General features: G+C 65.9%; 16 protein-coding genes. 3 read left to right on the top strand and 13 right to left on the bottom strand.

Translation table 11 applies throughout. The features are described 5' to 3' along the window. Positions 1-74: 74 nt before the first annotated feature. The 10 genes from FR728_RS12725 to FR728_RS12680 all read right to left on the bottom strand — a co-directional run bounded on the left by FR728_RS12725 (position 75) and on the right by FR728_RS12680 (position 11,359). Complete coding sequence (locus FR728_RS12725; RefSeq protein ID WP_149893021.1) at positions 75-1,217, bottom strand: Gfo/Idh/MocA family protein; 1,143 nt, start codon at positions 1,215-1,217, stop codon at positions 75-77. Next, positions 1,214-2,275 carry a sugar phosphate isomerase/epimerase family protein gene (locus FR728_RS12720; protein WP_149893020.1) on the bottom strand — a complete coding sequence of 354 codons (1,062 nt, stop codon included), beginning with the start codon at positions 2,273-2,275 and terminating at the stop codon, positions 1,214-1,216. The genes FR728_RS12725 and FR728_RS12720 overlap by 4 nt, the downstream gene beginning before the upstream one ends. 54 nt (positions 2,276-2,329) lie before the next feature. Then, positions 2,330-3,949 carry a glycoside hydrolase family 43 protein gene (locus tag FR728_RS12715; RefSeq protein WP_149893019.1) on the bottom strand — a complete coding sequence of 540 codons (1,620 nt, stop codon included), beginning with the start codon at positions 3,947-3,949 and terminating at the stop codon, positions 2,330-2,332. Further along, entirely contained in the window at positions 3,946-4,992 is a 1,047-nt protein-coding gene (gene mgrA / locus FR728_RS12710) for an L-glyceraldehyde 3-phosphate reductase (RefSeq protein ID WP_149893018.1), read from the bottom strand. The genes FR728_RS12715 and mgrA overlap by 4 nt, the downstream gene beginning before the upstream one ends. A 12-nt stretch (positions 4,993-5,004) precedes the next feature. Next, on the bottom strand, positions 5,005-6,126 hold the full coding sequence (locus FR728_RS12705; protein ID WP_149893017.1) for a Gfo/Idh/MocA family protein: 1,122 nt from the start codon (positions 6,124-6,126) through the stop codon (positions 5,005-5,007). 11 nt (positions 6,127-6,137) lie between these two features. Then, entirely contained in the window at positions 6,138-6,884 is a 747-nt protein-coding gene (locus FR728_RS12700) for a sugar phosphate isomerase/epimerase family protein (RefSeq protein ID WP_149893016.1), read from the bottom strand. 27 nt (positions 6,885-6,911) lie between these two features. Next, positions 6,912-8,003, bottom strand: coding sequence for an ABC transporter ATP-binding protein (locus FR728_RS12695; protein WP_149893015.1), 1,092 nt, complete (start codon positions 8,001-8,003; stop codon positions 6,912-6,914). A gap of 12 nt (positions 8,004-8,015) precedes the next feature. Further along, a complete protein-coding gene (locus FR728_RS12690; RefSeq protein ID WP_149893014.1) occupies positions 8,016-9,026 on the bottom strand; it encodes a carbohydrate ABC transporter permease in 1,011 nt (336 codons plus the stop codon). Beyond that, complete coding sequence (locus FR728_RS12685) at positions 9,023-9,913, bottom strand: carbohydrate ABC transporter permease (RefSeq protein ID WP_149893013.1); 891 nt, start codon at positions 9,911-9,913, stop codon at positions 9,023-9,025. Before FR728_RS12685 ends, FR728_RS12690 begins: the two co-directional genes overlap by 4 nt. 213 nt (positions 9,914-10,126) lie before the next feature. Next, positions 10,127-11,359, bottom strand: coding sequence for an ABC transporter substrate-binding protein (locus FR728_RS12680; protein ID WP_149893012.1), 1,233 nt, complete (start codon positions 11,357-11,359; stop codon positions 10,127-10,129). Here FR728_RS12680 and FR728_RS19715 point away from each other — a divergent pair. The 3 genes from FR728_RS19715 (at position 11,358) to FR728_RS12670 (ending at position 13,453) form a co-directional block, all read left to right on the top strand. Next, entirely contained in the window at positions 11,358-11,480 is a 123-nt protein-coding gene (locus FR728_RS19715) for a hypothetical protein (protein WP_280115342.1), read from the top strand. The genes FR728_RS12680 and FR728_RS19715 overlap by 2 nt on opposite strands. A gap of 127 nt (positions 11,481-11,607) precedes the next feature. Continuing rightward, a complete protein-coding gene (locus tag FR728_RS12675; RefSeq protein ID WP_341872934.1) occupies positions 11,608-12,663 on the top strand; it encodes a LacI family DNA-binding transcriptional regulator in 1,056 nt (351 codons plus the stop codon). 160 nt (positions 12,664-12,823) lie between these two features. After that, complete coding sequence (locus FR728_RS12670; protein ID WP_149893010.1) at positions 12,824-13,453, top strand: YitT family protein; 630 nt, start codon at positions 12,824-12,826, stop codon at positions 13,451-13,453. Between the two features lie 15 nt (positions 13,454-13,468). Here the strand turns inward: FR728_RS12670 and FR728_RS12665 are convergent, their stop codons facing one another. Genes FR728_RS12665 through FR728_RS12655 form a run of 3 tightly spaced genes read right to left on the bottom strand, consistent with a single transcriptional unit; the run spans position 13,469 to position 20,104 of the window. Continuing rightward, positions 13,469-14,353 carry a transglutaminase family protein gene (locus tag FR728_RS12665; RefSeq protein WP_149893009.1) on the bottom strand — a complete coding sequence of 295 codons (885 nt, stop codon included), beginning with the start codon at positions 14,351-14,353 and terminating at the stop codon, positions 13,469-13,471. An 8-nt stretch (positions 14,354-14,361) separates the two neighbouring features. Next, positions 14,362-16,773, bottom strand: a complete 2,412-nt coding sequence (locus FR728_RS12660) for a circularly permuted type 2 ATP-grasp protein (RefSeq protein WP_149893008.1) — start codon at positions 16,771-16,773, stop codon at positions 14,362-14,364. A 4-nt stretch (positions 16,774-16,777) separates the two neighbouring features. Then, complete coding sequence (locus FR728_RS12655; RefSeq protein ID WP_149893007.1) at positions 16,778-20,104, bottom strand: transglutaminase family protein; 3,327 nt, start codon at positions 20,102-20,104, stop codon at positions 16,778-16,780. Positions 20,105-20,308 lie beyond the last annotated feature (204 nt).

Raw genomic sequence — 20,308 nt, 5'->3', positions numbered from 1 at the left:
AGTGAGACAAGAACAACGCCGCCCTGGAGCGATCCGGGCGGCGTTGTTGCGTCAGGTGAGGAAGCGGAGCGGCCTCAGAGCCGGGTCCAGAGGCCGTTGGCGCGCGAGGAGGCGATGCAGGCGGCGATGAAGCGCATGCCGGCCAACCCGTCCTCGATCCCCGGTGCGTGGACTGCCGGGTCGGCGCTCTGTCCCGCCGCATCGGCCCGGATCAAGGCGGCCGCTTCCGTGTAGAGCGTGGCGAAGGCCTCGAGATAGCCTTCCGGATGGCCGCCGGGGGTGCGCAGGTTGCGGCTGCCTTGCGGCGTCGTGCCGCTGCCGCCCCGGGTGAGGATGCGGGCCGGTTCGCCGAAGGGGGTGTAGCGCATCTCGTTCGGGTTTTCCTGGTGCCAGTCGAGACCGGCCTTGTCGCCGTAGATCCGCAGCCGCAGGCCATTCTCGTTGCCCGGGGCGACCTGGGAGGTCCAGATCAGGCCCTTGGCGCCCCCCTCGTAGCGCATCATCACGTGGACATTGTCGTCCACCTGACGGCCGGGCACGAAACTGTCGAGATCGGCAGCAAGCTCCTCCGGCGTGAGGCCCGAGACATAGCAGGCGAGGTTGAAGGCATGGGTGCCGATGTCGCCGACGCAGCCGCCCGCACCCGATCGGGCGGGATCGGTGCGCCAGTCCGCCTGCTTGTTGTGGGTCTCGACCGTCAGCCAGTCCTGGACATATTCCGCCTGAACCAGACGGATGGTGCCCAGATCGCCCCGGGCCACCATCTCGCGCGCCTGACGGACCAGCGGATAGGCGGTGTAATTGTGGGTGAGGATGAACCGGGCGCGAGACCGGGCGGCGGCCTTAGCGATGGCGTCGGCCTCTTCGCGGGTCGCCGCCAGCGGCTTGTCGCAGATCACGTGGATGCCCGCTTCGAGGAAGGCGATGGCCGGGGCGGCGTGCATGTGGTTGGGGGTGACGATGGCCACCGCGTCGATGCCGTCGCCGCCGTTGGTCCGCCTCGCTGCCTCGCGGGCGGCCATCTCGATGAAGTCCGTATAGGCACGGTCCGGCTCGATGCCGAGTTCGGCTGCGGAAGCGCGGGCCCGCTCCGCATCGGAGGACAGCGCGCCCGCGACCAGTTCCCACTGACCGTCCATGCGGGCAGCGATGCGGTGGACGGCGCCGATGAAGGCGCCCTGACCGCCGCCGACCATGCCCAGTCTCAAGCGTCTCATCGGTCGATCCCCAGCATGGCGCGCAGCTGCGCCCGGTCAGTGGTGCCGCCGGCAAAGTCGTCGAAGGCCTTGTCGGTTACCTGAATGATGTGGCTCTCGATGAAGGGGGCGCCCTCGGCGGCACCCTGTTCGGGCGACTTGAGGCAGCATTCCCATTCCAGCACCGCCCAGCTGTCATAGCCATGCTGGGCGAGTTTGGAGAAGATGCCCGAGAAATCGACCTGGCCGTCGCCGAGGGAGCGGAAGCGGCCTGCGCGCTGGACCCAACCCTGATAGCCGGAATAGACGCCTTGCCGTCCATCCGGGTTGAACTCGGCATCCTTCACGTGAAAGGCGCAGATGCGCTCGTGGTAGATGTCGATGAAGGAGAGATAATCGAGCTGCTGCAGCAGGAAGTGGGACGGGTCGTAGTTGATCCGGCAGCGGGCGTGGCCGCCGAGCGCTTCCAGGAACATCTCAAAGGTAGCGCCGTCGAAGACATCCTCGCCCGGATGGATCTCGTAGCCCACGTCGACGCCATTCTCGTCATAGACGTCGAGGATCGGCTTCCAGCGCCTGGCCAGTTCGCCGAAGGCTTCCTCGATCAGCCCGGCCGGTCTTTGCGGCCAGGGGTAGAGGTAGGGGAAGGCAAGCGATCCGGTGAAGCTGACGGAGGCGGAAAGGCCCAGACGGCGGGAGGCGACGGCCGCCTTCTTCATCTGGTCCACCGCCCACTCCTGCCGCGCTTTCGGCTGGCCGTGGACGCTTGCCGGCGCGAAGGCGTCGAAGGCCAGATCATAGGCTGGATGGACCGCAACGAGCTGACCCTGCAAGTGGGTGGAGAGTTCGGTGATCTCGACCCCGGCGTCGCGGCAGATGCCCTTGATCTCGTCGCAGTAGGTCTGGCTTTCGGCCGCCTTGTCCAGGTCGAAGAGGCGAGCGTCGAAGGTGGGGATCTGGACCCCCTTGTAGCCGAGGCCCGCCGCCCAGCGGGCGATGGCGTCGAGGGAATTGAAGGGAGCCTCGTCTCCGGCAAACTGGGCCAGAAACAGCGCCGGACCCTTGATCAGTCCTGCCATGAGAAACTCCTCTTCCTGTTGCGGTGTCTGCGTCGGCGGGAAATGCCGGGTTGGTCAGGCCTTGCGCCCGTCTTTCGGGGCGTAAAGAAAACGGGTGAAGTCGGCGGTGCGACCGAGACCGGTCACATCGAAGGCGATCATGCCGACGAAGGCACCGGTGAAGGAGCCGTGCTCGCCGCGCCCCCCCTCGTCGGAGATGACGCTCGCGTCGAGGGCCGGGCCGAAGGGGTGCCAGTCGGTGCCGTCCTGCCGCCAGAAGAATTGCTGCGCGGCATGGTCTACCTCGACGGCGAGCTCCACCGGACCGGGGGCAAGCGGCACCGGATCGGCCGGGAACTGCATCTGGCCGTTGGGCCAGTCGCCGGGGCAGGACATCAACATCAGGCAGCGTCCGAGCGCCTCGGTGTGGCTCACGGCGGCGGCGTGGAACTTGTGCCGGTTGTAATAGGTCGTGAGGCCGGCGGCCTGCTGATAGGTTTCCGGCGCGAAGGCGTCGAGGGTGGTCTCCACCCGATAGGCGAGGTGTTCCTGGCGGCGGGCGATCAGCGACTGCTCGTACCAGCTGCCGATGCTCTCGCGCCCGATCAGCCGCAGGGCGGAGCCGGTGAGCGTGTAGAGGCGCCGGGGTTCCGGGGTTCGCAGCCACTGGAACTCGGGCGGAAGGTCCTCGCCGGTAAAGCGGTGTTCGATCGGTGCGGCCGGTCGGGGCGCAGCATTGGTCAGGCCCGTAACCTCGACCGCGGGCACTGTGCCGCCCTGTTCCAGCCAGAGCCAGTCGTCGCGCCAGACGCATTTCTGAATGCCCGTCTCGCGGCCAAGCGGCGAGAAGCGTCCGGTGCCGTCGGGCCCGGGAATGGGCCGCGAACACAGGTGGGTGTGATAGGTCTGGCCGTCCGGCGTCTCGACGATCTGGCCGTGGCCGGCGCGCTGCAGCGGTGCGTCGGGATCATCCTTCGCGGTGATCAGGTGGGTTGCCGGGTGCAGCTCGTAGGGGCCGTCGATCTGGCGCGATCGGGCCATGGTGACCGCGTGGCCATAACCGGTGCCGCCCTCGGCCACGGTCAGGTAGTACCAGCCGTTGCGCTTGGAAAGATGGGGGCCCTCGGTCAGACCATGGGGGCTGCCGGAGAAGATCTTCTTCGGCTTGCCGATGAGACCCTCCCCCTCGGACCATTCCTGCAGCAGGATGCCGTCGAAGGCCGGGTGCTTCGGATGGCCTCCGACGGAATTGGAGATGTGGTTCCACTGGAGCACCAGGAACCACTTCCGGCCGTCGTCGTCATGGAAGAGCGACGGGTCGAAACCGTGGGAGCAGACGTAGATGGGATCGCTCCACGGCCCCTCGATGAAAGGGGCCGTGACGATGTAGTTGTGTGCGTCCTTGAAGTTCCCATCCAGCCGCTTCACATCCGTGTAGACCAGCCAGAACCGGTCGTCGGCATGGCTGAGGCACGGGGCCCAGATGCCGCCGCTGTCCGGATTGCCGCGCATGTCGAGCTGCGAGGCGCGCGACAGGGGGCGGCAGGCCAGATCCCAGTTGACCAGATCGGTGGAGCGGTGGATCTGCACGCCCGGATACCATTCGAAGGTCGAGGTGGCGATGAAGTAGTCATCGCCTGCCCGGCAGATCGAGGGATCCGGGTTGAAGCCCGGCAGGATGGGATTTCGGATCATTTGCGCGCCGGTCCTTTGCGCTCTGCGGAGGCAGCCCACAGGTTGATGTCGGCCTCCCGGGTGGTGTCCTCGATGAGGCGCAGTTCCTCGTCCGAGAAGTCCAGGTTCTCGAGCGTGCCGACACAGTCGATCACCTGCTCCGGACGGCTGGCACCGATGAGTGCCGTGGTGACGCGACCGTGGCGCAGCACCCAGGCAATCGCCATCTGGGCGAGGGTCTGGCCGCGGCTCCTGGCGATCTCGTTCAGGGCGCGGATGGCGGCGAGGTTCTCCTCGTTCAGGAATTCCGGCCGCAGGGACTTGCCCTGGGTCGCCCGGCTGCCTTCCGGGATCTCGCCGAGATATTTCGAGGTCAGCATGCCCTGAGCCAGCGGCGAGAAGGCGATGGAGCCGACGCCCAGATCCTCGAGAGTGTCGAGCAGGCCATCCTCTTCCACCCAGCGGTTGATCATCGAATAGCTCGGCTGGTGGATCAGGCAGGGGGTGCCCAGCTCCTTCAGGATCGCCACCGCTTCCCGGGTCCGCTTCGAGTTGTAGGAGGAGATCCCCACGTAGAGCGCGCGCCCCGACCGGACGATGTGGTCCAGCGCCATCATCGTCTCTTCCAGCGGCGTGTCCGGATCGAAGCGATGGGAATAGAAGATGTCGACATAGTCGAGACCCATGCGCTTCAGGGACTGGTCGCAGGAGGCGATGAGATACTTGCGGCTGCCCCATTCGCCATAAGGCCCCGGCCACATGCCATAGCCAGCCTTTGACGAAATGATCATCTCGTCGCGATAGGGCGCGAAATCCTTGCGCAGCAACTCGCCGAACGCGGTCTCCGCCGACCCCGGCAGCGGCCCGTAGTTGTTGGCCAGATCGAAATGGGTGATGCCCAGATCGAAGGCCGTGCGGGCAATGGCCCGCTTGGTCGCATGGGGGGTGTCATCGCCGAAGTTGTGCCACAGCCCGAGGGAAATCGCGGGTAGTTTCAGCCCGGATTTCCCGCAGCGGCGGTAGATCATCTTGTCGTAGCGTGCGGACGATGCAGTCCAGGTCATGGTCTCTCCCGTTCAGGCCAGAAGGCCCCTTGCTGCCTGCGGATCCAGCGCTTGCGGCCGGTCGCAGGTCGTTTGCATGTCGATGAAGGCGCCACGCTCGCCTGAGGCGAGAATCGCGGTCATCACCTCCACAACATGCAGTGCAAATTCGAGAGAGCAACGGTGCGGCCGATTTTCCAGGATGGCCTGTGCCATATCTGCAAGGCCTGCGGTCCGGTAATTGGCGTGGCCCCGGTCATTGGCCTTGGCGAAGGGGTGATCCCATTCGCGCAGGATGTTGACGAAGACATTCTGCTCGGTCATGCGCACTTCCCCGCCGAAGAAGTTCGGATCCGGAACGTGCAGCGTGCCCTTGCGGCCGTAGAGCTCCATGTTGGAATGCCCGTGCTGCCACACATCCCAGCTTGCGCAATAGGTGATCTGGGCGCCGGAGTGGAACTGCAGCACCGCGTGGATCGTGGTCGGGGTCTCGACCTTGATCTTCTCGCCGTTGCGGGGCTGGGAGGTGATGGTGCGCTCGGGCGAGCCCATGGAGCTCATGGCCGCCACCCGCTTCACGGGTCCGAGCAGCTGCACCAGGTTCGAGATGTAATAGGGACCGAGATCGAGGATCGGGCCGCCGCCGGGCTGGAAGAAGAAGTCCGGGTTCGGATGCCACATTTCCATGCCCGGGCTCTGGACGAAGCAGGTGCCGGACGTGACCTTGCCCACCGCATCCCCGTCGATCAGGGCGCGGGCCAGCTGATGGGACGCGCCCATGAAGGTGTCGGGCGCGGAGCCGATGCGCAGGCCCCTGGGCTCGGCGATCCGTGCCAGCTCCTGACCCTGGTCCACGCTCAGCACGAAGGGCTTTTCCGAATAAACGTGCTTGCCGGCCTCGAGCACGGCCTTCGAGACCGTGAAATGGGCGTTGGGAACGGTCAGATTGACGATGATGTCGATGTCATCGGCGGCCAGCAGGCCGTCGACGGTCTCCGCCCGCAGGCCGAATTCCTCGGCGCGGGCCTTGGCGGCGGCCTCGTTCAGGTCGGCGCAGGCGCGCACCTCGATGCCACGGAAGAGAGGGGAGAGGCGCATGTAGGCGGCGGAGATGTTGCCGCAGCCGAGAATGCCGATGCCCAGGGACTTGCTCATGACAGGGATCCTCAGAAGGTCTTGAAAGTGGCGATGGAGCGGGTGGCGAAGCGGGTCGCATCGGACGGCTTGTCGTGCTCCATCACGAAGAGGTCGATGCCGATGCCGCGCAGGGCCTTCATGATGGCCGGCCAGTCCATGGTGCCGTGGCCGACATCGGCCCAGCCGTCCTCGTCGGTGCACTTGCCTGCCGGGGCGATGTCCTTCACATGGGCCGTGGTGATCCGGTCCTTGTGCCGTTCGATCCAGGCCAGCGGATCGTGATTGCCACGCACCACCCAGGCCACATCCATTTCCCACTCCAGCGACGGGGCTGCGTCGAGGATGATGTCCATCGGCACGCTGCCGTCGGCGAAGGGCTTGAATTCGAAATCGTGGTTGTGCCAGCCGAAGCGTAGGCCGGCATCCTTCATGGGTGCGGCAATCGCCTCGAGCCGTTGCGCCAGGGCGCGCCAGTGGGCCGGATCGCCCGAGCGCTGTTGCGGCGGCACGGCGGGCACGAAGACGCGGCCCATGCCTAGGGTCTTCGCCGTTGCGATGACCTTGGCGATGTCGTCCTCGAACTGTTCCATCGGGAAGAAGTGACCGGAGGGCATGGTCAGGCCGTGCTTGTCGAGCAGGGCGCGGAAGGCGGCCGGGTCGGCGTAGTTGCCACCGAAGCCTTCGACCTGGGTGTAGCCGAGGCCGGCCAGCGTGGCGAGCACATCGTCCCAGGGGGTGAAGTCGCGGGCAGAATAAAGCTGGAAGGACAGTTCCATTTCCGAAATTCCTGTGGGTTCAACGGGTCAAAGACGAAGTTCGGTATCGAGGTCGAAAAGATGGGCGCGTTCCGGGGCGAAGCCGATCACCAGACGGTCGCCGGGGCGGGTGCGGGCCTGGCCGTCGAGGCGGATCCAGAGGTTGCTGCCGTCGAGGGTGACCCGGGCGAAGGTGTCCGAGCCCAGAGGCTCGATCAGGTCCACCTCGGCGGTGAGGGATATGGCGGCGGCTTCTGCCTCTGCGCCGGACACGATGTGCTCGGGCCGGATGCCGAGGGTCGCCGGGCCGGGGCGCGCGCCCTGCGGGTCGGCAAAGGCATAGCCGGCAAGCGGCAGGTTGAGGCTGCCGGACACGAACCGCAGATGATCGCCGCCCTCGATGCGTCCGTCGAAGAAGTTCATGGACGGCGAGCCGATGAAATTCGCCACATAGCGGCAGTTCGGGCGCAGGTAGATCTCTTCCGGCGTGTCGAGCTGGAGGATCGAGCCGCCGCGCATGATGGCGATGCGGTCGGCCAGGGTCATGGCCTCGATCTGGTCATGGGTGACGTAGATCATCGTGTTCTTCAGCTTGGAATGGAGCTGCTTGATCTCCACCCTCAGGTCGGCCCGCAGCTTGGCGTCCAGATTGGAGAGCGGCTCGTCGAACAGGAAGACATCCGCGTCGCGCACCAGCGCCCGGCCGATGGCGGCCCGCTGGCGCTGGCCGCCGGAGAGGGCTGCGGGCTTGCGGTCGAGCAGGGGCTCGATCTGCAGGATCTTCGCGGCCCGGTCCACGCGGGCGGCGATTTCCGCCTTGGGCAGCCCGGCGTTCTTCAGGCCGAAGCTGAGGTTTCCGGCCACCGTCATTTGCGGGTAGAGCGCGTAGGACTGGAAGACCATGCCGATGCCGCGCTGCGACGGTTCCTCCCAGGTCACGTTGCGCCCGCCGATGAAGATCTGACCCTCGGAGATTTCCAGAAGGCCGGCGATGCAGTTGAGCAGGGTGGACTTGCCGCAGCCCGACGACCCGAGCAGGACGAGAAACTCGCCCTGGCCGACATTCAGGTCCAGATCCTTCAGCACTCTAAGGGAGCCGAAGTCGAGGGAGAGGTTGCGGATGGAAATGCTGGGTTCCATGAGCGTGATCCTTCAGCCTTTGACGGCGCCCGCCGCGATACCGCGAACGAAGAGCTTGCCAGAGAGGAAGTAGATGGAGAGGGGAACGAGGCCGGTGAGGATGGTCGCCGCCATGTTGACGTTGTATTCCTTCACCCCTTGCGTGGAGTTCACGATGTTGTTGAGCTGCACGGTCATGGGATAGAGGTCCGGCTTGGTGTAGATCACGCCGAAGAGGAAGTCGTTCCAGATGCCGGTGACCTGCAGGATGATCGCGACCACGAAGATCGGCAGGCTCATGGGCAGCATGATCTTGAAGTAGATCGCCCAGAAACCGGCGCCGTCCACCCGTGCGGCCTTGAAGAGTTCTTCCGGCACCGAGGCGAAGTAGTTGCGGAACAGCAGGGTCAGGATCGGCATGCCGAAGACCGAGTGCACCAGCACCAGACCGGTCAGGCTGCCGTAGAGCCCCACTTCCCGCAGCATGATCACGATCGGATAGATCATCACCTGATAGGGGATGAAGGCGCCGACGATCAGGATGGTGAAGAAGAGCTCCGCCCCCTTGAAGCGCCAGTTGGCCAGCGCGTAGCCATTCACCGAGGCGATGGCGATGGACAGGATCACCGAGGGAACAAGGATGCGCACCGAGTTCCAGAAACCGCGGGACAGGCCGTCGCAGTTCAGCCCGGTGCAGGCCTCCGACCAGGCCTTCACCCAGGGCTCGAAGGTGATTTCGAGCGGGGGCGCGAAGATGTTGCCGAGGCGGATCTCCGGCATGCCTTTCAGCGAGGTGACGACCATCACGTAGAGGGGCAGGAGATAGTAGAGGGCGACAAGGGTCAGCGTGCCATAGATGAAGAGATTGCGGCGCGAGAAGCGGCGTGCCGGCTTGCGTCCGCGCGGGCCAGGTTCGAGATCGGATCGCGTGCCGCTTGGCGTCGGGGTCGCAGCGGTAGCGACGGCAACGGTGGTGTCGACAGGCTCCAGCTCGGGCTGCGGGAACTTCAGGGAGTTCTTCAGGAGGTGGGGCGTCTTGGTCATTTGCGCTTGCCTCCGAATTCGAGATAGGCCCAGGGCACGACGATGATCACCACCGTGAGCAGCATCATGGTCGAGGCGGCGAAGCCCTGACCGAGGTTCTGGGACAGGAACATGGCGTCATAGACGTATTTCGCGGGGACTTCCGAGGCGATGCCCGGGCCGCCGCCGGTCTGGGCGACGACGAGGTCGTAGACCTTGATGATGCCCGAGGCGATGAGCACGATGGCGGTGATGAAGATGCCGCGCATCATGGGAATGACGATGAAGAGATAGGTCTTCCAGGTCGGAATGCCGTCGATGCGTGCGGCCTTCCAGATGTCCTCGTCGATGCCGCGCAGGCCGGCCAGCATCAGGCACATGATCAGCCCTGTCTCATGCCAGAGACCAGCGATCAGAACCCCGTAGATCACGATGTCCGGATTGTAGAGCGGGTCGAAGGTGAAGCTCTCCCAGCCCAGGCCGCGCACCACGGCCTGCACGCCGAAGTCCGGGTTGAGGATCCACTGCCAGGCGAGGCCGGTGACGATGAAACTCAGGGCGAAAGGATAGAGCAGGATGGTGCGGAACGTGTCCTCGAAACGGATCTTCTGGTCGAGCAGGGCCGCGAGCAGGAAGCCGATGACCAGCGCGAAGATCAGGGAGAACGCCCCGTAGATCGCCAGGTTCTCGATGGAAGTCAGCCACTTGCTGCTGCCCCAGAGACGCTCGTACTGGCGCAGGCCCACGAAGCTTTCCTTCGGCAGGAGCTTGGAGTTGGTGAAGGAGTAGACCACCGTCCAGGCCGTGCCGCCGATGAAGATGCACAGGGCGGTCGCGATCATGGGGATCGCGGCGACCTTGGCGCTGATGTTCCTGTGCCACCTTGCGGGGCGAGCCATTGCAGCCATGCGGAAGACCTTTTGCGGGTTGTCGTGACGCCGGAAGCCTCTTTCCCGAGCCGGATGGCGCAGTTCCCCATGCGCGGTCGCAAGGCGACCGGGGCGCACGCCGGGATGGCAAGGGAGCCCTCAGGCAGAGGCCGGGCCCAGGCCCGGACCGGTTCCCGCGCCCTCGGGTGAGGAGGAGCGCGGGCGCCGGTCCGGTCAGTGCTGGACGTCAGCTCAGTCGGCTTCTTCCACGATGGAGGCGAAACGGGTCTGGGCCTCTTCCGCCGTCAGGGACGGGGTGTTGAAGAACTCCACGAAGAGATCGTTCACGAGGGTCAGACTGTCGGCGGACATGAGCTGGTCAGGGGACGGGATGACGTTGCCCTTGGCCAGGATGTCGAGGCCCTTGCGCATGCAGTCGTTGGCCGCATTCAGGTCTACGTCGCCGCGCACGGGCAGGGAGCCCTTCTTCAGGTTGAAGGCGACCTGGGTTTCCGGCGACATCATCACCTCGGCGAGGACGCCCTGGGCTTCGGTGATGGCAGCGTCATCCACCTTCGGGAAGTAGAAGGCGTCACCGCCGGTCTGGATCACCTCGTTCACGCCGAGACCCGGCAGACAGGTGTAATCCTTGCCGGCGACCTGTCCGGCCACCTGGAATTCCCCTTGCGCCCAGTCGCCCATGATCTGGCCGGCGGCCTTGCCGGTGATGACCATGGTGGTGGCGTCGTTCCAGTTCTGGACGTTGGAATTCTTGGCCATGTCGCGGGCGGTGGCGGCGGCCTGGAAGACGCGGGCCATGTCCGGGCCTGCGGCGAATTCCGCATCCTTGTCGCCGAAGACCTTGGTGTAGGCATCGGGGCCGGCGAGGGCGACGAGCAGGACCTGGAAGGCCAGGGTGGTCTGCCAGGGCTGCTGGCCCAGCGCCAGCGGCACGACGCCTGCGGCCTCAAGCTTGGGGGCGGCGGCGGCGAATTCGTCCCAGTTGGTCGGCACGGCGACACCGGCCTTTTCAAAGACCGAGTTGTTCAGCCAGAGCCACTGCTGGGAATGGATGTTGACGGGCACGCAGTAGATCTTGCCGTCGAGGGTGCAGCTGTCGAGCAGGCTGGCGGGACGGACGATGTCCTTCCAATTGTTCTTCTCGGCAATCTCGGTGAGGTCGCGCATCAGGCCGGCCTCGACCAGCTCCTCGGCCTGACGGCCGTGGTTGAACTGGGTGGCGCCCATCGGGTCGCCGCCGGTGATGCGGCTGATCATGATCGGCCGCGCGGTGCCGCCGGAACCGGCGATGGCGCCGTCGACCCACTTGTTGCCGGTGGCATCGAAGGCCTTGGCGAATTCGGCCACAGCAGCGGCTTCACCGCCCGAGGTCCACCAATGGGTGACTTCCAGATCTGTGGCATGGGCCACGGAGACGCCGCAAAGGGCCGTCGCCGCGACAAGCGTCGTGCGAATGGATTTCATGATTTCCTCCCTGGTGACCACCCGTGTTCAGTCGGATGGCCGGATCCTCCACGCCCTGACCGGATCTCCTCCATCCGGTGCGGACGCCTTCCATGTCCGCTCCTCCTCGACCGGACAGTGAAATCGATTACATTGACCATTCTGATTTCTTCGGGTTTGATCATGTAAACGATTACATGCATCATTTGCGCGGAAAGCGTTTGAGTCAAGTCACAGAATGGGCAATTGATCGGATGATCGGAAGGTGAGTGCGAGTGGTCGAAAAGCCCGTTAGAATTCAGGATGTTGCAAAAGCTGCGGGTGTATCCACTGCAACCGTAAGTCGTGCCTTGAGCAATCCGGCGCTGCTCAGCGAGGGGACTCGCGATGCGGTTCTGGAGGCCATTCGCGCCACCGGCTACCGGGTGAACCGGGCCGCACGCTCCCTGCGGCGGCAGGAAGCACGTGCGGTTCTCGTGCTCGTGCCCAATCTCGGCAACCCCTTCTTCTCAGAGATCCTGGCCGGCTTGAGCGCGGTCATGGGGGAGGCGGATTATTCCGTGCTCATCACCGACACCAAGGGCGAGACCCACGAGGATCCGGCGCTGCTCGATGCCTTCCGGGACAGCCGGGTCGACGGCATGATCTCCCTGGATGGCAGCATGTGCGTCCGGGATCTGCGCACCCTGGCCAGTCGGGGCGGGGAGGGGCGGATCGTCTTTGCCTGCGAATGGGTGCGCGATGCCCATCTGCCTTCGGTGCGCAGCGACAATCTGGAAGGGGCGCGGCTTGCCGTCCGTCACCTGCATGATCTCGGGCACCGGAGAATCGCCCATGTCACCGGGCCTGAAGACAACGTGCTTACCCACATGCGGCGTCAGGGGATGCTGGAGGAGCGGGCGCGACTGAACCTGCCGACGCGGGACGAATGGATCATCCGGGGAGACTTCTCGCTCAGGTCCGGCGCCCATGCGGCGGCGCGCATCCTGGAGATGCGGGAGCGGCCGAGCGCGGTCTTCTGCGCCTCCGATCAGGTGGCCTTCGGTCTGATCTCGGCGCTTCAGGCTGGCGGCGTGCGGGTGCCGGAAGATCTCTCCGTCATCGGCTTCGACGATATCGAGTTGTCGGCCTATTACGTCCCGGCCCTGACCACCATCCGCCAGGACCGGCGCCGGCTCGGGGAATCCGCGGCGCGCATGCTGCTCGACCGGCTCGGGGCAAGCGGCCCATTCGCCGGAGGGCGCGCTGCCTGCGACAGCGAGGTGGTCACGCTCGGGGTGGAGCTTGTGGTGCGCGACAGCACCTGCCCGCCGATCGTGGCCTGATCCCTGCGACCCAGGGCCGACGCCTGACCGAGCAGGCGGGAAAAGCAGCGCTGCCCTCTTGCGGGATGGGCGCGGGCTTTCTACTGGAGGAGCTTCCGCATTCCCCTGCGGCTGGCTGCCCGGCACACGGCGCCGCCGCTCGAGACCGAGAGCCTTGATCATGTCTGTTTCCGACCGCCCGGATCTGGAGCCGCGCAAGCCCACCCACACGCTTCTGGACAATCTGCAAGGGCAGGCTTTCGGCATCCTGATGACAGCCTTCGGCGTCACGTTGCTGCGGGCCGCCGGACTGGTGACCGGCCAGACGGCGGGCATGTCCCTGCTGATCTCCTATTCGACCGGATACAGCTTCGGGATCGTCTTCTTCCTGATCAACATCCCCTTCTACCTCTTCGCCTGGATGCGCATGGGACCGGGCTTCACCCTGCGGTCGCTCATTTCGGCGACGATGATCTCGATCCTGGCCGATTTCGCGCCGCAGGTGATCGCCTATTCCCATCTGAACATCTTCGTAGCCGCATTGCTGGCCGGCGCCACGTCCGGCGTCGGGTTGATCGCCCTGTTCCGGCACGGGGCGAGTGCGGGCGGGCTCGGCATCCTGGCGCTCTATATTCAGGACCGAACCGGGTTCCGGGCAGGCTGGGTGCAGCTGGGGGTGGATCTGTGCATCTTTGCCGCCAGTTTCCTGGTGCTGGCGCCGATGGCGGTGGCGGCTTCGCTTTTCGGCGCGCTCGTGCTCAACGTCATCATCGCGCTCAATCACCGCAAGGACTGGTACGTCGCGCACTGACCGGAGCGTGATCGATCAGACGTTCTTGAGAGGGATCACGTCGACGGCGTGGCTGGTGGCCTGACTGCCCGAGGAGCGCAGCACGCCCTTCACCGGAGCCACGTCGGAATAATCCCGGCCATAGGCGACGACGATGTGGTCCTGATCGACCATGAGGGCGTTGGTCGGATCGTATTCCACCCAGCCGGCCTCCTGTCCGCACCAGGCGCGTACCCAGGCGTGCATGGCGTCCGCGCCTTCCAGACGCTCCTTGCCTTCGGGCGGCAGGGTGCGCAGGAAGCCGCTGACATATCCGGCCGGGATGCCGAGGCTGCGCAGGCAGGCGATCATCATGTGGGAGAAGTCCTGGCAGACGCCCTTGCGCTGGTCGAAGGCGTGGCGCACCGGCGTGCTCACATCGGTCGCTTCCGCATCGAAGGTCATGTCCCGGTTGAGGGCCGCGCCGATGGCCAGAACGGCCTGCTGGACACTCATTCCCGGGCGCAGGCACCCGGCCGCATAGTCGCGGAAGACCGGATCGGCGGGGACGCGCTGGGACGGGCCGAGGAAATGGATCGGCTGGTCGCCGTCCATCTGGCGAATGGCCGAGAGTTCGCTGGCCAGTCGATCGAGGGCGGGGGAGAAATCGAGGCTCGGGCCGCCCCCGTAACGTTCCACCCGGGCGGCCAGCCGGTAACAGAGATGGGAATGGGGCGAGTGGAAGACCACGTCGCACTGGCGGTTGCCGAAGAAGTCCACCTGCTCGTAGCGCTCGTCCGCATCGGGTTCCACGGCGAGGTGATGGGCGTGGACATGCTGCACCCCGGGCAGGTGGCGCGGCGCAAGGCGCAGGATCTGCCGTCCGGAATCCGCCGGGACCACATAGTCGTAGCGGATGGAAAGGGTGATGTCGTAGAGCACGGCAGCCTCTAGCGGGTGTAGGTCGAGAACAGTCCGTCGGAAAGATTGCGAATTCGCAGGCTCAGGTCATCCAGATCCTCGGTCGACAGGTCGTCCGGGGTCTTGACCGCAAGGCTGGCGTAAAGGGCAAGGACCGAGCGCGCGAGCGGCGAGGGCTGGCCATTGTGGTCGGCGCCCGGCAGGGCCTCGATGTGATCGCGCAGATGCTCCAGCTGATAGAGTACGGAGCGCGGATTGTAGGTGTCCAGTCCGAGCAGATCGAGAACCGGCGCACGGCTGAGCGTCACCGCATAGCGCTGGTTCAGGGACAGGGTGCTGTCGCCCACTTCCAGCAGCAGGTCGAGCGCGCCTTCGGGCGCATCGTCGGCCCCGAAACGGGCGAGGAGCGCGCACATGGCCAGCGCCCGCTCGAGCGAGCGGCCGATGCTGAGGAACCGCCAGCCGACGAAGCGGTACATGTTCTCGTGCACAAGGCCGGAGAAGCCGGTGATCTGGCGCAGGACCCCGCCCATGGCGAGGGTGGCGTCCTCGCTGTCGAGGCGTGGCCGGGCGCGGATCTCGGTAAGGGACCGGGAGAGGTCATTGAGGGCAAGCCAGCCATCGATGGAGAAACGGTCGCGCACCTTGGCCGCGCTGGCCAAGGCCGCATTGACGTTCATCTGAAGGCCCTCCGGAATGGGTGTCTTGAGTTCGAGGCCGAGGGTTTCCAGATGGTCTGCGATCGCGGCGGTGACGGGGCCGTCCGGGTCTCCGGTCTCGGCAAGACGGGCGTGATAGGCGCGCAACAGGCGCACGGCCCCTTCGGCCCGCTCCACATAGCGGCCCAGCCAGAACAGGTTGTCGGCGGCGCGGGCGGGCAGCAGGCTGGGGCGGCTGCGCACATAGGGCGCATTGGCCTTGGGCAGCAGGGACTCAGGCTTTTCGGGGGCGCCGCCCACGATCCAGACGTCTGCCGCGCGGCCGCCCGACTGCATGGCAAGGGCGCCGACCTCGTCGGAGCCACCGATGCGGGCAAAGCCTCCGGACATGACTTCCCAGCCCTTTTCCGTGCGGGCGAGGAAAACGCGCAGGCTCATGGGGCGCGGGACCAGTTGGCCGTCCACATGGGCCGGCGTGGTGGAAAGGGTCACGGCCTCCTGGCCGACAAGGGCCTCGCCCTCCGTCTCCAGCCACTTGCGGAAGTCGCTGTCATTGGCGCGGTCGAGACAGCCGCCGAGCACATCGTTGGGGCCGACGGTGAAGGGCAGGCCGGTGGAAAGCGACCGGCTGATCATCATCCGCTCGAGATTGTCGCCCACATAGGCCCGCGCCGCCTCGTCGCCGCACCACCAGGTAGCGATGTTGGGCAGCTTCAGCGGTTCGCCGCGCAGGTGCTCGCAGATGCGCGGCAGGAAGGCCAGCAAGGCGCGGGTTTCCAGCACGCCGGAGCCGAGGGCGTTGATCATGGTCAGCGAGCCGTTGCGCAGGGCCTCGACCATGCCCGGCGTGCCGATTTGTGACTGTTCGTCCAGTTCCAGCGGGTCGGCCCAGTTGGCGTCCAGCCGGCGCCAGAGCACGCTGATCGGCCGCGGTCCGGCGATGGTGCGCACCATCAGCTTGCCGTCCGTGACCATCAGGTCTTCGCCGTCGAGCAGCATGAAGCCCAGGTAGCGGGCGATATAGGCATGCTCGAAATAGGTGTCGTTCATCAGCCCGGGGGTGAGGATCGCCACCCGGCTGTCGGTCTCGCCGCGCAGGTTCAGCAAGGTCTCGCGGAAGCGGCGGAAGAAGCCGGCGAGGCGGTGAACATGGGCCTTGGGGTAGAAATCAGAGAAGATCCGTGTGGTGGCCACCCGGTTCTCCAGAGCAAAGCCGGCGCCGGAAGGAGCCTGTGCCCGGTCGCCCAGAACCCACCAGGTGCCATCCGGGCCGCGCCCGAGCTCGAAGGCGAGGAAATGCAGGAAGTGGCCGGAGCGGGGTTCCAGGCCGACCATGGGCCGCAGCCATTCGGCGTTGCGGGCGATCAGGCCGGCGGGAAGATGTCCGCCCGCGACCAGCTCGTTGTCGCCGTAAAGGTCGGCGACCACGTCCTCCAGCAGCTCGGCGCGCTGGATCAGGCCATCGCAGATCGACTGCCAGTCCGACTGGTCGATGAGGATCGGAATGTGGCTCAGCGGCCAGGTCCGCTCCGAGGGCCCTGCTTCGTCGTAGTACCGGAAGAAGACGCCGGCATCGTTGAGATACTGGGTGCCGCGGGCAAAGCGCTGGGCAGTCTCCTCGGGCGACAAGCTCGCCAGATATTTCAGGAACGGTCCCCAGACCGGGCGGACACGGCCCTCGGCATCGAGCAGCTCGTCCGCGGTCCCCGGTGCGGGGTGATAGCGGGTGAGCAGATCGCCGAAGGTCGCCTTGTCCACATGCGGGGTCAGGGGCACGTTCATGCGCTTACAATCCGGCCGGGCGACGCAGGTCGAGGGTCATGGGGAACTGCGGATGCGGGGTCTCGGGAACCGGACGGTATGCGCCGGGGCGGTGGCCATGGGGCTCAAACCGCGCCAGCCGGCGGGCCTGGGCCTCGTTGCCATTGACGGGGAAGGTCTCGTAGTTGCGCCCGCCCGGATGGGCCACATGATAGACGCAGCCGCCGACCGCGCGGCCGCTCCACTGGTCGAAGATGTCGAGGGTCAGGGGCGCATCAACCGGGTGAACGGGATGCAGGGCCATGGCCGGCTGCCAGGCCTTGAAGCGCACGCCGGCGACGGAGACGCCGTTTTCCGTCGTCTTCTGCAAGGGCACCTGCCGCCCGTTGCAGGTGACGAGGTAGCGATCCGGATCCGAGGTGGTCAGTTTCACCTGCAATCTCTCCGTCGAACTGTCCGTGTAGCGCACCGTGCCGCCAATGGCGCCGGTCTCGCCCATCACATGCCAGGGTTCCAGCGCCTGCCGCAGCTCCAGCCGTGTCCCCTCTACCTCGGTCTCGCCGTAGAAGGGGAAGCGGAACTCGGCCTGGGCTACGAACCAGTCGGCGCGGAAGGGATAGCCGTGCTCGCGCAGATCCGCCAGCACCTCCTGAAAATCCATCCAAAGATAGTGCGGCAGCATAAACCGATCATGAAGAGCGGTGCCCCAGCGGGTAAGGCTGCCCTTCAGCGGGGCCTTCCACATGCGGGCGATGATGGCGCGGATCAGCAGCTGCTGGGCCAGGCTCATGCGCGGATCGGGCGGCATCTCGAAGCCGCGGAACTCGATCAGGCCGAGGCGGCCGGTCGGGCCGTCGGGCGAATAGAGCTTGTCGATGCAGATCTCGGCGCGGTGGGTGTTGCCGGTCACGTCCACCATCAGGTTGCGCAGCAGCCGGTCCACCAGCCAGGGGAAGGGGGTCTGTCCCTCGTCCGGCGCCTTGATCTGGGACAGCGCGATCTCGAGCTCGTAGAGCGCATCGGCGCGGCCCTCGTCGACGCGCGGGGCCTGGGAGGTCGGGCCGATGAACAGGCCGGAGAAGAGATAGGACAGGCTCGGATGGCGCTGCCAGTAGAGGATGAGGCTGCGCAGAAGGTCCGGACGGCGCAGGAACGGGCTGTCGAGGGGCGTCGCGCCGCCCACGACTACGTGGTTCCCGCCGCCGGTGCCTGTGTGCTTGCCGTCGATCATGAACTTGTCGGCGCCGAGACGGCTCTGGCGGGCCTCCTCGTAGATCGCCTCGGTGGTGGCAACGCAGTCATCCCAGCTGGAGGCCGGGTGAATGTTGACCTCGATCACGCCCGGGTCCGGGGCCACGCGGATGACGTTGATGCGCGGATCGGTCGGCGGGGCATAGCCTTCGATGTGGATCGGCAGGTTCAGGGCGGCGGCGGCCGTCTCGGCGGCTGCGATCAGTTCCAGATAGTCCTCCAGGCGCTCGACCGGCGGCATGAAGATGCACAGGCGTCCGTCGCGGGGTTCCACCGCGATCGCGGTGCGCACGGACCAGCCTTCCTCGAGCACCTGCTCGCTGATGTCCTGGGTCTTGCCTGCCGCGCGGAAGCCGGCGGTGGGCTGGACACGCTCTGCCGTCTCGCCGACGGGGAACTCCGGAAGAGGCTCCTTCGGCAGGGTGGGGTCGGCGACGTTGATGTAAGGGTACTGGGCCGGGGGAATGTGGGGCAGGCTGTCGAGCGGAAGGCGGAAGCCGACCGGGCTGTCGCCGGGAATGAGGAACAGTTCCTCTCGACGCAGCTTCCACTTTTCCGAGCGCCAGCGGGTGCCGGACGGCTTTGCCTGGGACTGCCAGCGCTGGACCGGCAGGACGAAGCCAGCAGGCGTGGTCAGGCCCCGGTCGAAGACGCGGGCCATGCGGTGCCGTGTCTCGGCATCTTCCAGCTTGGAGTTCTTTGGTGTGACGTTCTCAGGCAGGCGATGCTCCTTGAGCATCCATTCGGCTGGATCCTCGAAGGCCGGCACCACATAGTCGGGAGCCAGGTCCAGGGTCTCGGCGATGGTCTGCAGCAGGGCGCGGGCCTTGTCCGGATCGGCACCGGTGCGCGCGCCTTCTTCCGCCACCAGGTCCGCGTTGCGCCAGATCGGCTTGCCGTCGTTGCGCCAGTAGAGGGAGAAGGTCCATCGCGGCAGGGTCTCGCCGGGATACCACTTGCCTTGGCCGTAATGGAGGAACCCGCCGGGGGCAAAACGCTTGCGCAGGCGGCGGATCAGGTCGTCCGCCTTCTGGCGCTTGGTCGGGCCGACGGCCTCCGTATTCCACTCGGGGCTTTCGAAATCGTCGATGGACACGAAGGTCGGTTCGCCTCCCATGGTGAGGCGCACGTCTTCTGCCGACAGCACCTCATCCACCTTGTGGCCGAGGGCGTTGAGATCGCGCCAGGAGTCGTCGGAGAAGGGCATGGTGATGCGCGGGTGTTCCGCCACGCGCTTCACCTCCATGTGGAAGTTGAAGTCCACCTCCGCCGGGCTCGCCATGCCCGAGAGTGGCGCGGCGCTGCGGTAATGCGGGGTCGCCGACAGGGGAATGTGGCTCTCGCCCGTCAGCAGGCCGGAGGTGGGGTCGAGCCCGATCCAGCCAGCGCCGGGCAGATAGACCTCTGCCCAGGCGTGGAGGTCGGTGAAGTCGTGGTCGGTGCCGGAGGGGCCGTCGAGGGCCTCCAGGTCCGGCTTCAGTTGGATCAGGTAGCCGGAGACGAATCGCGCGGCAAAGCCCAGGCGGCGCAGCACCTGCACCAGAAGCCAGCTCGTGTCGCGGCAGGAGCCCTTCTTGTAGCGCAGGGTCTCGTCCGGGGTCTGGACGCCCGGCTCCATGCGGATGATGTAGCTGATCTCCTGGGAGAGATGCGTGTTGAGGGCGACAAGGAAGTCGACCGTGCCCATCTCGGCCCGGGACACCGTGCCCATGAAGGCCTCGAAGTCCGGGCCGACCGGCTCCACGTGGGTGTAGATCGACAGGTCGCGGCGCAGATCCTCCTCATAGGTGAAGGGCCAGGTCTCGGCCGCTTCCTCCACGAAGAAGTCGAAGGGATTGTAGACCGACATGTCGGCGACCAGATCGACCTCGATCTTCAGTTCACGCACCGGCTCGGGGAAGACGAACCGGGATAGCCAGTTGCCGTAAGGGTCCTGCTGGTGGTTCACGAAATGGGGCTGGGGGCCGACCTTGAGGCTGTGAGAGAGCACCTTGGTGCGGCTGTGCGGGGCGGGGCGGAGCCGGATGATCTGAGGGCTGAGGGTGACCGGGCGATCATACTTGTAATGGGTGAGATGGTAGATGCTGGCTTTGTTGGTCATGGCCCCGCCCGGGTAAAAGTCGCAATGGCCCAAGGGTTTCACAAATGGCGACACCGCACTAGGGCTTTTTGCATGGGTTTTCTGCGTTGCCTCGAAATTGGGCAAGTGGCTGTTTCGCTGGGCGGTGCTCCGGTCTCTTGCGCCTTCCTGCAAGATGTCCGGCGGGTCCGGAGCGGTTCCTGCCGCGACGCGAAGAGGATGCGG

The organism is Roseibium aestuarii (assembly GCF_008477545.1).
GTDB lineage: Bacteria > Pseudomonadota > Alphaproteobacteria > Rhizobiales > Stappiaceae > Roseibium > Roseibium aestuarii.
Note: the sequence above shows the minus strand (reverse complement) of the source record. Positions and strands in the feature narration are given on the sequence as shown.